We start from the raw sequence: 15,865 nt of genomic DNA on the forward strand, positions 1-15,865 counted from the left end.
CCTTAACGGGGGGTCGCATTTGCTGGGATCGTCGTGCAGTACCGCAACTGAATACGAAGCCAGAATCAATGGGGCCGTTGTGCCTGTAAAAATGACGAAGGGGCAGATTCTCAGCATTCGCTATCCGGTCTCTGGTACGGCAAGTGGCAGCAGTACCGGGACGATCAAGGTTGCCAACTCCGTTGGGGGTAGTATCGGCATTGATACCAAGATCTCGCTTTCGACGATCCCGGGCGACATGACGGGCAATGATCAGTCGCGTTGTGTCAATCAAACGACCATGACGCCATCTATTTCGACAGGGACAACGGCGTTTTCCTGCAAGATCGATCGAACCAAATCGATGTATTATTTGAACGTTGCGGTTCAGCAGAATTGCACTGGTTCGAATTGTGTTTTCTATGTTTCAGAGGGATCGTCCGAGTTCCGCTGATTGTTCGTTTTGCTGTATTCATTTCAACGCGCGGCGTAGTCCGCGCGTTTGTTTCTAAAAAGAGATTTCAGAAGCAAGATGAAGCTGTCCCATATTTTTTGTATTGGAGCTCTGTGCCTTTCTTCAACAGCAATGGGGGCTGAAGCCAAGCTCGGGAGCCCTTCTGCCGAGAGTACCTTTGATCTTCCCCGACAAATTCTCGCCGAACTTGAGCTTGCGCCGAAGGAACTGGTGGCGGGGTTCGTGGCTGATGACCGCAAACTCAAAGAGTTCATCGCGGGACGCTTGCAGGACATGTCGATGGCTGACTACGCGCGCCAACGTGGTCTGGATCAAGAGCCGCATCGCCGTGCGCGTCACATGGTTGAAGAGCGCTCCGAGCTTGTCCACGCCGCAGTGCTGGACTTCCAGCAGGCTGAACAAGCAAAGCTTCCCGATCTGGAACCATTGGCCTATCAGCGCTATCTGGCGACAAGGCAGCAGTTTGCCATCCCCGAGCAGATCCGGGTTGCCCATATCCTGCTGCGTGCAGATGTCGAAATGCAGTCCGAAGAGGAGATTGCCCAGCAGAAAGCCAAGGCTTTGGAGCTGAAGGCCCGCCTGGACAAGGGAGAGGATTTCGCCGAACTGGCGCGTGAGTTTTCGGAAGAAAGAGCCACGGCGGAAAAAGGCGGCGAGTTGCCGCGCCTGGCTGAAAAAGGGCGTTTCGTGCCGCCTTTTGACAAAGCCGCCTGGGGGCTTCGCGAAGGTGAGAGCAGCGACGTGATACGTACCCGCTTTGGCTTTCACATCATCAAATTGCTTGAGCGCAAGCCTGCCTCGTACAAGCCTTTCGAGCAGGTTCGCAATGAGCTTGTGCAGGCCATGCAGGACGAAATTCTGGCACCCAGGCGTTCTGCGTTTGTGGATAGCTTCCGCGGGCCCACGCTGGATGCCAAGGCTGGTCTTCTGCTGCCGGAAATTCGGGAGGCTTTGAAGAGCATCATCACGCCGGTGGAGACGGATGCTGCGGCACCAGTCGATGCGGAGTGAGTGAGGCAAACCCATGCGGGTTCGTCCTGTGTGGAGCGGGCTGATGGAGGGGAGGGTGCCTTGGCGGAAGCACTTGCCCTTGGCGGCGCAACTGGCCCGGCGCGAGATCGCCGGGCGCTACCGTGGCTCGATCTTCGGCATGGCATGGTCGCTGATCAATCCGCTGGTGATGCTGCTGGTCTACGGTTTCGTGTTTGCCTTGGTGTTGCGCGCGCGCTGGCCGGGGGTGGAAGGCGATACCGGGCCCTTCGGGCACGGCGTGCTGCTGCTGTCCGGTCTGATGCTGCACGGCTTTCTGGCGGAGTGCCTGATGAAGGCGCCGGCGCAGATCGTCGGCAATGCAAACTACGTCAAGAAGGTGGTGTTTCCGCTGCCGGTGATCGCGGTGTCGCAGTGGGCGGCGGCGGTTTTTCACCTCGCTGTCAACCTGGCCGTGTTGTTGCTCTTCCAGATGGCGGTATTCGGCCTGCCGCCCGCCACGCTGGTGCTCGCCCCGCTGGCGCTGTTGCCCTTGCTTGCCATCGGCCTGGGCTCGATGTGGGCCTTGTCCGCGATCGCCGTTTATTTCCGTGATGTGAGCCAGGTCGTCGGAGTGCTCGCCACCTTGCTGCTGTTCATGTCACCGGCGCTCTATCCGGTCGAGCAGGTGCCCGAGGCGCTGCGTCCGCTGTTGTACCTCAATCCGCTGACGCCCGCGCTGGAGCAATGGCGCGCGCTGGCCTTGTGGGGCACGATGCTGCCGCTGTCGTCGTGGCTCGTGTTCGCCCTGGCCGGCCTTGCCGCCGCCGCCGCCGGCTTGTGGTGCTTCAAGCGGCTGCGGCCCGGTTTCGCGGATGTGCTTTGATATGCGAGACGGTTCAGCTTCGGTGATCGAGGTGGTGGATCTGCGCAAGATCTACCGCATCTACCGCCGACCCCAGGACCGGCTCTTCCAGGCGTTTGCACGCGGCAAGCAGTTGTATCGCGAGTTCCAGGCGCTGGACGGGGTGTCCTTTGCCGTGGGGCGGGGCGAGGTCGTGGGGATTCTGGGTCGCAACGGTTCGGGCAAGTCCACGCTTTTGCAGATACTGGTCGGCACGCTGGGGGCTAGTTCGGGACAGGTGGCGGTGCGCGGCCGCGTGGCGGCGTTGCTGGAGCTGGGCGCGGGTTTCAATCCGGAGTTCAGCGGCATCGAGAACGTGTTTCTGAATGCGGCCATCCTGGGGCTGGACAGGGCCGAAACCGAAGCGCGGCTGGCGGAGATCCTGGCTTTTGCCGACATCGGCGATTTTGTTCATCAACCGGTCAAGACCTATTCGTCCGGGATGTACGTGCGGTTGGCGTTTGCCGTGGCGGCCTGCGTCGACCCGGAGGTGCTGATCGTCGATGAGGCCTTGGCGGTGGGCGACGTCAAGTTCCAGTCGAAGTGCTTCCGCCGTTTCGAGGAACTGGTGGGCCGCGGCAAGACGATTCTGTTCGTGACGCATTCGGTGGAGCAGGTGGTGCGCCATTGCGGCCGTGCCTTGTTGATGGAAGGGGGGCGCTTGATCGACGATGGTGAGCCGCGCCAGATCGTCAATCGATACGTCGATCTGCTGTTGGGCGGCGATGCGTCCGCGGAGGCGGCCGTGGCGGCTGATGCCCTTCCTTGTGTTCCGCGCCATGCGGAGCGGCTGGAATTGCGCGCGGGTTACTGCGAAACCGAGTATCGCTGGGGCGAAGGCGGGGCGGAACTGTTCGATGCCGAGCTGAGGCGGCCTGGAGGCGGGCACGAGCTCAGCTATCGCACCGGCGAAATGATCGAACTTGTATTGCGCGGACGTTTTCTGCGGGCCTGCCACCGCCCCATTTTTGGTGTGTACGTCAAGACGCCCGACGGTATTACGGTGTATGGGAACAGCAGCCGCAATCTGTTGAGGGAGTTTCCCGCTGCCGATGTGGGCGACGAACGTGAAGTCGTGTTCGGGATGAGGCTGCATCTGGGGGCAGGCAGTTATCTGCTGTCGCTGGGCTTGGCCGAGGAGGAGGGGGCGGATGTGCGCGCGCTGGATCGCCGCTATGACGTGCTGCAGTTCGAGGTCCATGCGCCGCCTGCCGCGGTGGGAATTGCCGATCTGCAGGCTGTTTGCCGTATCGGTGTCAACGGAGATGAGAAATGACCGCAGTATCGGCCGACATGGCTCCGACTTATCATGATTTTTCTTGGCTGGGTCTGCCCACGCGCCAGATCGAGGGTATCTACGCGCCCAACCAGGCGGTGAAAGCGCCCGTCATCGGCGCTTATGTTCTGCTGGCCCTGGCTAGGCTGAAAGCTCGCGGTGTGAGGCCGGTCAGCTTTGCCGAGCTGTTTTGTGCGGATGGTTTTTATGCGATGTTCGCGCGCCGTTTCGGCGCGGACAGTGCGATCGGCTTCGACAACGACCGAGATGGTCATCTCGCCGCGGCGCGGCAGATTCGTGACCGGCTCGATCTGGCGGCGGTCGATTTCGAATGCAGCGACATCGAGGCGATCGATCCGGCGAGACGATTTTCGATCGTCGCCAATGTTGGCGGCCTTTATCACGTCGACGACCCGGAGGCGGTGCTGATCCAGTCCTATGCGATAGCGGAGCATTTTCTGATCGTGCAGAACGTGGTTTCTTTGGCCGATGAGTCGGCTGATTATTTTTGCCGGCCGGCGCCCGGCTTGAGCTGGGGAAACCGCTTTTCCCGCCAGTCCTTCGATGCATTGATCGACCGCCTGGGTTGGCGCGTGGTGCTGCGCGATTTCGACGTCCTGAGCGGGAATCCGCGTCCAGAGGATCGGGGTTGCGTGTTCTATCTGATCGAGAAGACCTGATGTCCGGCAAAGCGGTGTGGCCGGCGATGTTGCCGGCCGAGCGCTATGTGCGCGAGAGCCCACAAGGGCCCTGGTTGCGGCGCGGCGAGGAGCTTACGTTTGCGTATACGGATGGTGAGGCGGTCGAACGGAGCCTGCTCGGTTTTCTGGCAGCGACCGCAGACCGTTCAGTGCTGTCTTCCGCCTTGCTGGCCGAGGTCGGCGATTGGCCGCGCCGCTACCATTTGAGCCCGCGCAGGGCCAATCTGCTGCGCCCCGTGGAGCCTTTCTTGCGTGGGCGGCGAGTGCTCGAGATCGGAGCCGGCTGCGGCGCGATCACGCGCTACCTCGGTGAGTGCGGCTGCGAGGTGTTGGCGGTGGAAGGCAGTGCGGCGCGCGCGCGGGTGGCGGCTGCGCGCTGTGCCGGTCTCGACAATGTTGCCGTGGTGGCCGAGACCTTGCAGGCGCTGGAAGCCAGGCCGTTGTTCGATGTGGTGACGCTGATCGGCGTGCTGGAGTATGCGCGGATCTTTTTTCCCGCCGCCAGCGGGGCCGATCCGGTGGATGCGATGCTGGCCTGTGCGGCGCGCTTTCTGACACCGGGCGGCGTGTTGCTGGTGGCGATCGAGAACCAGCTCGGCCTTAAGTATTTTGCTGCTTACGGTGAGGATCACGTTAACCAGGCGATGTTCGGCATCGAGGATCGCTACCGGCCGGAAGGTGTGGTGACATTCGGCCGGATGGAGCTGTCGGCCCGCTTGCGCGCAGCGGGTCTGGCCTGCCAGCAGTGGCTGTTCCCGTTTCCAGACTACAAGCTGCCCGTTTCAGTATTGTCGGAGCGTGGTGCGCGTGCCGCGGACGGTGTCGACCTAGGTCCGCTGGCGGCGGCGTCGGTGGCGGTCGACCCGCAGACGCCGGCCAGCATGTCTTTTTCGCTGGAGGCTGCCTGGCGTCCGGTGATGCGCAACGGCTTGGGGGGGGAGCTTGCCAACTCCTTCCTGGCCCTTGCTTCTGCCCAGCCGCTGAGCATCGTCGGCCAGGATGTGCTGGCCTGGCATTTTGCCGTGGAACGCGCCAGGCCATATGCCAAGCGGACGGTGTTCAGGGTGCGTGGCAGCGAGGGCGTCTGGGTGGAGCCGGAACGCCTGGAGGCAGCGAATGACGGCACTGCGCGGACGGCGCTGACGATGCGGCTTGCCGCCGCGCCATTTCAGCGCGGCGAGCTTTGGCACCATGCCTTGATCGCATTGCTGAACGAACCGGGCTGGAGCGCGGAGCAAGTGGCGAATTGGGCCGCGCGCTGGCTGGCTTGCCTGGAGGCGCGGCATCCGGCGGCAGCGGGGTGTCGGGATGTGGACGCCCGCTTGCCCGGCTGGCTGCTGGATGCGGTGCCGAGGAACATGCTTGTCGATGGCGCGCAGCAGGGCTTCATCGACCTCGAATGGGAACTGGAGATCGGTGTGAGCCTGGGGCATTTGTGCTATCGGGCGATCGTGCAATCCTTGATGGGCGTGGCGAGCGTTGCGTCGCCCGGAGACGAGCGCGATCTTTCGCCCCTTCGGCTGTTCCGGCATTGCATGGCGGCATTGGGCTTCGGCGAGGTGGAAGGGCGCGTGGCCGAATGGCATCTGCAGGAACGAGACTTCCAGGTGCAGGCGACAGGGGTCGACATACCCAGGGATTTTGCCGGGGTCGAGACCTTCCGCTGCCAGGCGAGGAAACCCCGGGAATGGGGCAGGTGATGGAAGGGAGCGGGGGCGGGCGCCTGGCCGAGCTAGATCTGATGCGCATCCTGGGGGCGATGGCTGTCGTCATGGTTCACGTCAGCGCCATGCCTGCGGCGATTTTCGACACGGCGAATGCAACGTGGTGGACCGCCAATGCGCTGAATGCGGCCAGCCGCTGGGGTAATGCCCTGATCATCATGGCGGCGGGGGTGATCCTGCTCGGGCGGCCGGCGGACAAGGACCCCTTTCAGTTTGTCCGCGGGCGTTTCATGCGGCTGTTGCCGGCAGTGGTGTTCTGGACTGCGTTCTATCTGCTGCTGCGCTGGACGACGGTAGGTTTGCCGCCTGCCAGGGAACTGGGGATCGAGCTGCTTCGTGGCGTGCCGTATTATCATATGTGGTTCCTGTACATGATGTTGGGCATGTATCTAGCGATTCCCTTGCTGCGGGCTCTGGTCAATCTGTCGGATGTGCGCCTGCATTACTACCTGCTGGGCCTGTGCGCGGTGTTGACGCCCATCGAGGGGCTGACCCGCGTCGTGCTGGACATGAGCCACGCGAGTTTTCTGGGCTTGTTTCCAATCTATTTCATTTATCTCGTCGGCGGTTATCTGCTTTATCGTGACCGGCCTGCGGTGCCGATCTGGGTGCTTATCCTGATGCCTTGCGTGTGCATCCTGCTCGAGGTCGTGGGCGTGGTTGCACTGTATCCCGCGTTTGGCGAGTCGGTGTTCAAGCTGATGTATACCAATCGCGGTCCCCTGGTCATGGTTTCGACCTTTTGCGTGTTTCTGCTGTTGCTGCGCTTGCTGGAAACTTCGCCGCGCTGGCTTCTGGTCTGGCATCGCAAGGGCGGCGAGGCCTTGACCCGCGTCACACTCGGTATTTACGTGTTGCATCCTTTCTGGATCGACCTGCTGGCCCGGAATGGCATTGGGCCGCTGTACGCCAGTGTGGCGCCGGCCCCGCTGGCCGTGCCGCTGACGGCCTTGCTTGTGTTCACGCTGTCGGCCGCATCTTCGCTGGCGATTGGACGTATTCCGCTGCTGCTGCGGCTCGTGAATTGAGCGGGACAGGATCGAGCCGTGCTGTTCAACTCCTTGCCGTTCATCTTTCTCTTTCTGCCCATCAGTTTCGGCGTTTATTTCTGGCTGAACGGGCGCAGGCTGATCGTGGTGGCCAGGGTGTGGCTGGTGGCGGCGAGTCTGTTCTTTTATGCGTGGTGGGATCCGGCCTATTTGCCGCTGATCTTGCTGTCGGTGCTGTTCAATTATGTGCTTGGCAACGAGATCGGGCGCCGCCGAGGTAGCGGAGGGGGCGAGCGGAAGCGCCGGCCGGGTGCGCGTGCCTTGCTTGTGCTGGGTGTTACCGGCAATCTGGCTGTGCTGGGTTTCTTCAAGTACGCCGATTTTTTTGTCGGTAATGTGAATCTGGTTGTCGATGCGGGCTGGGCGCTGCCGGGGATCGTGTTGCCGCTGGCGATCAGTTTCTTCACCTTCCAGCAAATTGCTTATCTGGTGGATTGCTATCGTGAAGGGGCGCTCGAATATGATTTTTTGAACTATGCGATTTTCGTCACTTTTTTTCCGCAGTTGATTGCCGGCCCGATCGTCCATCATCGTGAGATGATGCCGCAGTTTGCGGCGGTGGGGAGCATGGCGAAACGCTACGATAATATCGCGGTGGGCCTTTTTCTGTTCTCCGTCGGCTTGTTCAAGAAGATCGTCATTGCCGATGGTTTTGCAGTGTGGGCCGCGCCGGGTTTCGATGATGGGCTGACGCTGAATTTCTTCGAAGCCTGGGTCACGAGCCTGTCCTATACCTTCCAGCTTTACTTCGACTTCAGCGGCTATACCGACATGGCGCTCGGCGGGGCCTTGCTGTTCAACATCCGTTTGCCGGCGAACTTCGATTCGCCGTACAGGGCATGCGACATTCGTGATTTCTGGCGGCGCTGGCACATGACCCTGAGCCGCTTCCTCAGGGATTATCTGTACATACCGCTTGGCGGTAGCCACCATGGTGCATTGCGTACTCATGCGGCGCTGGCCGCTACCTTCTTGCTGGGCGGCTTGTGGCATGGCGCGAGCTGGATGTTCGTCATCTGGGGGGCGCTGCATGGCGCTGCGGCGGTGCTGCACCGCCTGTGGTCGGCCTGGGGGTGGCGCATGCCGCGCTGGCTGGGCTGGCTGCTGACTTTCAATTTCGTAAACCTTGCCTGGGTATTTTTCCGCGCGCCCGATCTCGACGCCGCCGCGCGTATCCTTCGCGGCATGGCTGGCCTGGAGGGGGTCGTGCTGCCGGGGAGCCTTGCCAGGGTGCTGGCGCCGCTGGGTGAGCTGATGGCGGGCAGTATCCGTTTTGGCGTCTGGATGGACGCGGCGCATTGGCCGGCGGTTTCGCTTGTCGCGATTGTCGCTGCGGTGGCGGGGGTGTTGTTGCTGCCGAATTCCAATTGTCTCTGGCGCGGCACGGCGGCATGGCGCGCGCGGCTTGCAAGCCCGGCCTGGGCGGTGTCGTTTGCGCTTTTGTTCATGGTGGCCGTGGTGAAGGCTGCCGTTTCGACTGACATAGAATTTCTGTATTTCAATTTCTGATCGAATGTTGCTGCGACGACTCAAGTCCTGGTTCAGACCGGATGGCGGAAAGGCTGCCGAGGCCAGGGCGGAAAAATTGGCGTTTGCCGTCCCGGTGCTGTGCTATCACAGTTGGACGATGGGGAGCGGGCGCTATGAAGGCGATGATCATGTTGCGCTGGCCCAGGATATCAGGCTGCTGGGCGCGCGCGGCTATCGGGTGCTGCCTTTGCCCCTGCTGGTGGAGATGCTGAAGGGTAAATGCCCGCCGGGGGTGTCGTGGGGAGAGAGGCTGGTTGGTCTGAGCTTCGACGATGGCCGGGATCATGATTTCGTCGATGTCGTCGATGAGTCGGGCCGGGTCGTGCCTTCCATGCACCGGGTGCTGGAAGAAGGGCGGGCCTGGGTGGAGGTGTGCGGCGATGGACCGATGGCGGTTTCTTTCGTCATTGCCTCGCCGGATGCGAGGCTGTTGCTGGACAGGACTTGTGGCAATGGCCTGAATCAGTGGCGGGATGACTGGTGGGCCGAGTGCGCTGCGCGTGGCTTGATCGGGATTGCGAACCATAGCTGGGATCATGTTCATGACACTTTGCCCGCGGTGCGGCAGAGGGAGAACCGCAAAGGTTCCTTTCTGGCAATAGATACTTTTGACGATGCCGAAGCCCAGATTGCCGAGGCCCAGCGCTATGTTGCCGGGCGGACGGCGGGCCGGGCTCTGCCGATCTTCGGCTACCCCTACGGGCATGTGCCGGCGTATCTGCGGGATGAGTATTTCCCTGCCCACGGAGAGCGCATCGGTATCGAGGCAGCGTTCGGGACGGGAGGGGGCTCCGTGAGGCCGGAGTCGCCGTTATGGGATATTCCGCGTTTCGTGTGCGGTTGGCACTGGCGAAATCCCGAAGAACTTGCAGCGCTGTTGGATGCGGTCGAGAGGGGGGAGCGGTGAGCATGCTGCGGCGCCTGGCCGGCTGTTTGTCTCCCGTGCAGCGCGCTCGTCTGCACGACTGGATTCCGCCCGCGCTATTGCGGCGCCTGCGTGCCGGCGCCGATGAGCGAGCGCATGACGGGAGCACTCAGCAGGCAACCGCGCTCTGCGCCGAGCAAGCGGCCGCGAGACCCTTTGCCGATATTCTGCTGGTGATGGAAGTCGATATGGCCGAAGCGCTGGTCGGCGATCTGTTCCGGCGCCGTTTCCGCACTGATAGTTTCCCACAGCGACCCCGGCATTTCGTGGGATTTTACCGGGGCGCTGATGGTGCTTTGCTCCCCGTCGGCTACGTCCACCATGATACCTGGAACGGGAATTCCTTGTGTGGCGGCCTTGTCATCGATGAGCGGATGTATCGCCGTATTCCGGCCGTGGATCGGGAAGCCATTCATGCTGCGGGCGGCGTTGCTGAGGCGATGCTGCGGGGGAGTTTTGCATTGCTGGAAGCGGGACTGGTCGCCATATGGGCGCATGTCGGCAACAGGCAGTCGGAAAAGGTGTGCCACCGTGTCGGCTATCGCCGTACCGATTCGGAGTACGTGATGGTGATCTGGCTCAGGGATGATTTGAGCGATGCCGAAAAGGCGGACTGGGTGCGGCAGATCGTGGCATATGGGCCATTCTGAGCGTCTCTGCCATCCAGGCCGTTATCGCACCGCTGTCCGCTGTTTTCTGGCAGTGGTGGCTTCGTCGTGCGCGGCTTTGTTGTCGGGGTTCTTCGTCTACGACCCGCTGATGGTGTTTCATGAACCCTGGGGGCGGTCCCGCACGCTGCACGAGAGCATGCGCCTGCAGGCGGCGGGCATCATCAACAACGTCGATTTCGATGGGCTGATATTGGGCACGTCGATGATGGAGAATACCTCAGCGCAAGAGGCGGGCCGCTTGCTGGGGGGGCGTTTCGTCAATCTGTCGGTGACGGCGAGCGATTATTTCGAGCGCAGCCTCGTGCTGGATCATGCGATCAGACGGCGCGACGTGCGGCAGGTGATATATTCGCTGGACGCGGGGGTGTTCGGCCGGGAAGGGCACAGGATATTCCATAAGGAAGCGTTCGATTTTCTGTACGATCGAAATCCGCTGAACGATTTTCGGGCGTACATGACGCCGAATTTTCTTGGTTGTCTGATTCGATTTTCGACGAGTGAGGAATGTGTCGGCCGGGAGGTGCCGCTGGATCGGCCTAATGCCTGGTACTGGATGCCGGAGCAGAACATGCGCTTCGGTGGTCTGGACAACTGGTTCAGGGCGCGCAACGACTGGCAGGTGAAGGCGGCATTGGCGGCCATTGCCGAGGATGCCCGACGAATTGAGGCCGGCGAGATCGACCCGCCCGATGCGGCTGCCCGCGCTAGGGCGGCAGCGGAAGCGATCGACTATGTCGACCGCTACGTGTTGCGGTTCGTGGAGGAGAATCCGCGAACGCGCTTTTATCTGTTCTTTCCGCCTTATTCGCGGATTCGTTTCGCGCAGTGGCACCAGCTCGCCTCGCTGGTGGTCGATGCGCATGAAGCCGCGGTACGCCATCTGGCGGAACGCGCAGGCAGCCTGGAGAACCTGGAGGTGCTGGGTTTCGAGGATCTGGGTTTCCCGGACGATATCGCCTGGTACAAGGATACGGGGCACTATCGCGAAGATATCGATGAGATGATTCTCGTGGCGATGGCGGAGGGGGCGCATCGCTTGACAGGCGGCAATGTGGATGCCTATCTGGACAGGGCCCGAGCGTTGGCGATGGATTTCGATCTGGTGGGCTTGGGACGCCGCATAAGGGTTTATCTGGAGACGGCGGATGGAACTGGGCGTTGAGAACGAGGCCGGGCGCTTGCGCAAGGTCAATGTGGTTGTGCCGGTCTATAAGGGGTTCGATGCAACCGTCCGTTGCCTGCGGTCGGTACTGGCCGCGCCGGTGAGGACGCCTTTCGAGCTTGTTGTTGTAGACGATGCGGCCCCCGAGCCCCGATTGGCGGCGTGGCTGGATGGTGAAGCGCGGGCCGGGCGGTTTACCTTGCTGCGCAACGAGCGCAATTGTGGTTTCGTCGGCTCGGTGAACCGGGGTATGGCCCTGCACCAGGATCGTGACGTGGTGCTGCTCAACAGCGATACCGAGGTTGTCAATGATTGGCTGGACCGTATCGTGCGTTGTGCCGACGCGGATCCGCGAGTGGCGACGGTGACGCCGTTCTCGAACAACGGAACGATCTGTTCATATCCTTTCGATGGTTGGCATGGGCAGGTGCCGGGCGGGCTGGGGCTGGGCGTACTGGACGGAATTTTTGCGCAGACATTGGCAGGCAAGGCCGTGGATTTGCCGACGGCGGTCGGTTTTTGCATGTTCATCCGGCGTGCATGTCTCGATACCGTCGGTGCCTTCGACGAAGAAACGTTTGGGCGCGGCTATGGGGAAGAGAACGATTTTTCCCTGCGTGCGGCCAAGGCAGGTTGGCGGAATGTGTTGTGTGCGGATGTTTTCGTATTCCACGAAGGCAGCGTGAGCTTCGGCAGCGAGCGTATCGAATTGGTGCCCAGGGCCGCCGCTGCCTTGCTGGCCCTGCATCCGGACTACGAGCAGCGTGTCTCGGCCTTCATGAAAGACGATCCGCTACGCGGTTTGCGTGATGCGATAGATCTTGCACGTGTGTCTGTGGGTGGGGATGAGGCCGAGGCGGTGTTCGTCGAGCGCCGGCTGGAATACTGCATGCGGCATCCCGTGGCGGATGCGTTGTTGCCCGATGGAGCGGACGTGCGTCCGGTCATCTTGCATGTCTGCCATAGCTGGGGTGGCGGTACGCTGCGCTGGATCGAGGATTTTGCCCGTGCCAAGGCTGATTCCCGGCATCTTTTGATCAGGATGGGGGCCAGCCAGGATGCGTTGGGTGCGCGTATCGAATTGGCGGAAGTGGGCGGATGTTGCCTGATGAGTTGGTCGCTGGCTCGGCCAATCGAGACAACGGCTGTGGCGCATGCGGATTATGCGCGGGTATTCAGGGCGATCGTCGATGGGTTTGGCGTTGCCCGGATCATTGTTTCGTCCTTGCTGGGGCACTCGCTGGACGTATTCGATACTGATCTGCCGACGCTCGTGGTGATGCACGATTTTCATCCGTTCTGTCCGGCAATGTTTGCCTGGTTCGATGGGCCGTGCGTGTCCTGTGAGGCGGAAAGGTTGGCCGATTGTCTGGCCAGGAATCCGCACAACGTGTTGCGCGGGAAGTGTGCTCCAGCGCAGCGAATCGATTTGCGTGAAGCGTATGCACGTTGCCTTACCCGCGAAACCGTCGAGATCGTGGCGCCGAGCCGCTCTTTCCATGCTCGGTATGCCGAGCTGTTTCCGGTGCTGAGGGAGAAACCTTGGCATTGCATACCGCATGGAATCGACGTGGGAATGTTTCCAGCTTCATGCGGCCGGTACGATTTGCTGCAAGTACGGACGAACAGGCTGCGCGTGATCGTGCCTGGTCGGTTGTTGCTGCACAAGGGGGCCGAGCTGCTGCATGCAATGGCCGATGAGCTGTCGGGGTTCGCCGATGTGTTGCTGCTGGGGGCGGGAGAAGGCGGCGAGGCGTTTGCGCATATGCCGAACGTGCGTGTCATCGACAACTATGAAAGGGAAGAACTTGCCACGCATGCCGAGGCCTTCGGGGCGGACGTGGCTTTGTTGCTGTCGACCGTTGCCGAATCCTTCAGCTATACCTTGAGCGAGATGTGGGCGTTGGGCTTGCCGGTTGTGGCGACTCGGCTTGGAGCCTTCGAGGAGCGCATCCGGGATGGAGGAACGGGCTTGCTGGCCGAATGCGAATCCGGTGCGATCCTGGCTTGTCTGCGGCGGTTGGCGGACGAACCTGATCTGCTGGCGCGGATGGCCGACAACGTCAGGGGTATGCCTGTGCGCACGGTCGAGGCGATGGTCTGCGATTACGAGGCGCTGTTGTGCCGTCATTGTCCGAGCAGGGCGGGTGATGGCATCGACGGTGTTGTCAGTGCGCTGTGGCAGGCGTGTCTTCGCGAGCAAGCGGAGAATCAACAGCTCGATGCGTCGATATTGGCGTTAAAACAGAAGCTTGCCGAACAGCGTGCGCTCGTTGCGGCGATGCATGCGTCGACTTCATGGCGGATCACGCGGCCACTCAGGCTGCTGAAGGAGTGTTTGGTCGCGATGGGGGGCAGGTGGCGATGACGATTGCTCCGATCCCTGTGATCCTGGGTGGCTTCAGTCCTGTATTCTCGGGGATCCCGTGGCTACGCATTCATCATTTTTCGTCATCCTCGTCAGGTGCTTCGAAGCCCAGCAATGCCGCGCGAAACTCGTCGGATGTCGCGGCCAGCAGTCGCTTGGTCTTGATGCTGGTCTTGATCGAGGTATCGAGCCGGATGAGGTTGAGGGCCATGTGGCGGACCAGCGCGAGGTTGTGGGCGACGTGGCCGGAGCGGGCGCGGGCGTAGTCATCACCGAACTGAACATCGAGACACCAGTGCAGACGATTCTCGACCTCCCAGTGAGTTCTGACTGCCTGCGCGATCCGCTCGGCGTCGGCGGGCAGGCTGCTGATGTAGCACACGCGCTCGGTGCTGGTGCGATCGCCCACCGTTCGGATGCGTTCGATCACGGCGAAGCTGGCTATGTCCTTCCAGGCGGCGCCATTGTGAAGCCGATCGACGGCATCGTAGACGCGGCAGCGACGCACTTCGATCCTGCCGTGCCCGGTGCTCGTGCTCTCGTGGGTCGAAGTCGGCGTCAGCGGGCCGCGTGGGTCGAGGTTGGCGAAGATGATCGAATCGTGCAGGTTGCGGTGGTTGTCTTTCACACACAGCACGTAGTGCGCACCTCGTTCGCGGATGGTGCGCGCGATCTTGGTCTGCGTGCCCATCGCGTCGATGGTGACGATGCAGCCCTCGATGTCGAGCACCTTGAGCAGTTCGGGAATCGCTGTGATCTCGTTGGACTTCTCCGCTGTCGCCGTCTGGCCCAGCACCACGCCCACGTTGGCCGCAAACGCGCTGACCATATGCAGCGGCGCAGCGGCCGCCTTGCTCGTGGTGCGCCGGCTCGCCTTGCCATCGATGGCAATCACCTGGTCCTTGGCCAGCGCCGGGATGAGGCCGCCGACCCAGGTGCGAAACGCCTGTTCGAACTGTTTCGGATCGAGCAGCGCGAGCACCCGCTCGAAGGTGTCGGGCGAGGCCACGCCGTAGTCCAGCCGCAGGAAACCCCGCAGCCACGGCAGCTTGGCGCGCCCCCACTGCGAGATCTCCTCGAAGTCGTCCGCACCGCTGAGCATCGCACACACGGCCACGGTGAGCAGTTCGCTCAACCTGTGCCGTGTCTGTTGCGCGTTGCGCCAGTCCTCGAGCCCCTCGAAAACCTCCACCATGTCGGCCAGCTTCCCTATGTCCATCGGTCGCCCAAAAAGACAGGAAGCTACACAAAACAAGGGCTTGTGAACGGGGGTGTTGCAAGTGCTTGATCGTGAACATCATTCTGGAGTGGTCAACGACAAGCGGGTAGCTGCGGCAGCCCTGCCTGTACCTGTTCAAGCTGCGTCTGTCGAAGAACGTCAAACGCCACATCGAGCGTCTGTTCCGAGGCTCGGGCTGGTGTGATGCGGGCCAGGGCTGGGAAGGGATCGACAGTCGGCTTGCACTCAGCGGCTGGGAAGGCACGCGCCGCGTGGTCGTACTGCGTCGCCCTTTGCAGGGCGAGCTGCTCGTCATCCAGGAGGAGGATGGCGGGCAGCAGTTGCTGGGCTTCATCGAGGCCAACCGCAAGGACGGCAAGCGCATCACCGGCTACGAGTATGCCGTGCTGGTCACCAACCTGGCGCATGAAGTCCTCTCGCTCGGCCAGCTCTACCGCGACCGGGCGGACGCGGGGGGCTGGGGCGGTTTCACCACGCACGATCTGCATCGCTGCCAGCTGTCGGCTCGCGCCGTGGCGCTGATCTACAACTGGTGGAGCCTGTTCGTGCGCCTAGCCAACCCTGAAGCGAGACTGGAAGCCATCACGAGCCGGCCGTGGTTGATGTCCGCGGTCGGGCGGGCGACTTCCCATGCGGGTCAGACCACGATCACGCTCACCGGCCAACATGCCTATTTCGACAAGGCCCGAGAGGTGCTCATGCGCGTATCCAGCCAGCTTCAGGGTTGGTTCAGAGAGACTGCGGAGCAGTTGGGCTCTGGATCGGTCTGGATACGTTGCTGCGAGCACCTCAAGCGCACCCTCGCAGCCAACGGACCGCCCCAAGCACTCCGTTTGCTGACCTGTCATGCCGGTGGCGTGGGGTAACTGAAGTTTTTAGGTTGAACGCTAAA

14 protein-coding genes are annotated in these 15,865 nt (G+C 61.8%); 13 read left to right on the top strand and 1 reads right to left on the bottom strand.

The features are described 5' to 3' along the window. The 12 genes from TBU01S_RS23725 to TBU01S_RS03275 form a co-directional block, all read left to right on the top strand. A partial coding sequence (locus TBU01S_RS23725; protein ID WP_217999552.1) for a hypothetical protein occupies positions 1–433 on the top strand: 433 nt, incomplete at its 5' end. 78 nt (positions 434–511) lie between these two features. Then, positions 512–1,465 carry a peptidylprolyl isomerase gene (locus TBU01S_RS03220; protein ID WP_083953438.1) on the top strand — a complete coding sequence of 318 codons (954 nt, stop codon included), beginning with the start codon at positions 512–514 and terminating at the stop codon, positions 1,463–1,465. A gap of 79 nt (positions 1,466–1,544) precedes the next feature. Continuing rightward, positions 1,545–2,309 carry an ABC transporter permease gene (locus TBU01S_RS03225; protein ID WP_068635202.1) on the top strand — a complete coding sequence of 255 codons (765 nt, stop codon included), beginning with the start codon at positions 1,545–1,547 and terminating at the stop codon, positions 2,307–2,309. A 22-nt stretch (positions 2,310–2,331) separates the two neighbouring features. Next, positions 2,332–3,603 (top strand): ABC transporter ATP-binding protein, encoded by a 1,272-nt coding sequence (locus tag TBU01S_RS03230; protein WP_245650839.1) that lies wholly within the window; start codon positions 2,332–2,334, stop codon positions 3,601–3,603. Continuing rightward, positions 3,600–4,283: a class I SAM-dependent methyltransferase gene (locus TBU01S_RS03235; RefSeq protein ID WP_068635204.1), complete on the top strand. Its 684-nt coding sequence runs from the start codon at positions 3,600–3,602 to the stop codon at positions 4,281–4,283. The genes TBU01S_RS03230 and TBU01S_RS03235 overlap by 4 nt, the downstream gene beginning before the upstream one ends. Continuing rightward, the gene (locus TBU01S_RS03240; protein WP_068635205.1) at positions 4,283–6,004 is read left to right on the top strand and encodes a class I SAM-dependent methyltransferase; all 1,722 of its coding nucleotides are present in this window, start codon (positions 4,283–4,285) and stop codon (positions 6,002–6,004) included. The genes TBU01S_RS03235 and TBU01S_RS03240 overlap by 1 nt, the downstream gene beginning before the upstream one ends. Further along, positions 5,992–7,056, top strand: coding sequence for an acyltransferase (locus tag TBU01S_RS03245; RefSeq protein WP_068635206.1), 1,065 nt, complete (start codon positions 5,992–5,994; stop codon positions 7,054–7,056). The genes TBU01S_RS03240 and TBU01S_RS03245 overlap by 13 nt, the downstream gene beginning before the upstream one ends. An 18-nt stretch (positions 7,057–7,074) precedes the next feature. Beyond that, positions 7,075–8,586 (top strand): MBOAT family O-acyltransferase, encoded by a 1,512-nt coding sequence (locus tag TBU01S_RS03250; protein ID WP_068635207.1) that lies wholly within the window; start codon positions 7,075–7,077, stop codon positions 8,584–8,586. A 4-nt stretch (positions 8,587–8,590) separates the two neighbouring features. Beyond that, positions 8,591–9,514 carry a polysaccharide deacetylase family protein gene (locus TBU01S_RS03255; protein ID WP_068635208.1) on the top strand — a complete coding sequence of 308 codons (924 nt, stop codon included), beginning with the start codon at positions 8,591–8,593 and terminating at the stop codon, positions 9,512–9,514. Positions 9,515–9,516: 2 nt separating this feature from the next. Then, positions 9,517–10,182 carry a hypothetical protein gene (locus TBU01S_RS22915; protein ID WP_088178828.1) on the top strand — a complete coding sequence of 222 codons (666 nt, stop codon included), beginning with the start codon at positions 9,517–9,519 and terminating at the stop codon, positions 10,180–10,182. Continuing rightward, a complete protein-coding gene (locus TBU01S_RS03270; protein WP_157659086.1) occupies positions 10,169–11,365 on the top strand; it encodes a hypothetical protein in 1,197 nt (398 codons plus the stop codon). Before TBU01S_RS22915 ends, TBU01S_RS03270 begins: the two co-directional genes overlap by 14 nt. Continuing rightward, on the top strand, positions 11,349–13,733 hold the full coding sequence (locus TBU01S_RS03275) for a glycosyltransferase (protein ID WP_068635212.1): 2,385 nt from the start codon (positions 11,349–11,351) through the stop codon (positions 13,731–13,733). Before TBU01S_RS03270 ends, TBU01S_RS03275 begins: the two co-directional genes overlap by 17 nt. A 73-nt stretch (positions 13,734–13,806) precedes the next feature. On the opposite strand, the gene TBU01S_RS03280 is transcribed toward TBU01S_RS03275, so the two are convergent. Further along, positions 13,807–14,952: an ISAs1 family transposase gene (locus tag TBU01S_RS03280; protein ID WP_083953442.1), complete on the bottom strand. Its 1,146-nt coding sequence runs from the start codon at positions 14,950–14,952 to the stop codon at positions 13,807–13,809. Positions 14,953–15,224: 272 nt separating this feature from the next. On the opposite strand from TBU01S_RS03280, the gene TBU01S_RS03285 reads away from it, so the two are divergent. Further along, positions 15,225–15,839: a hypothetical protein gene (locus TBU01S_RS03285; protein WP_174524497.1), complete on the top strand. Its 615-nt coding sequence runs from the start codon at positions 15,225–15,227 to the stop codon at positions 15,837–15,839. Positions 15,840–15,865 lie beyond the last annotated feature (26 nt).

Source organism: Thauera butanivorans NBRC 103042, assembly GCF_001591165.1.
Classification (GTDB): domain Bacteria; phylum Pseudomonadota; class Gammaproteobacteria; order Burkholderiales; family Rhodocyclaceae; genus Thauera; species Thauera butanivorans.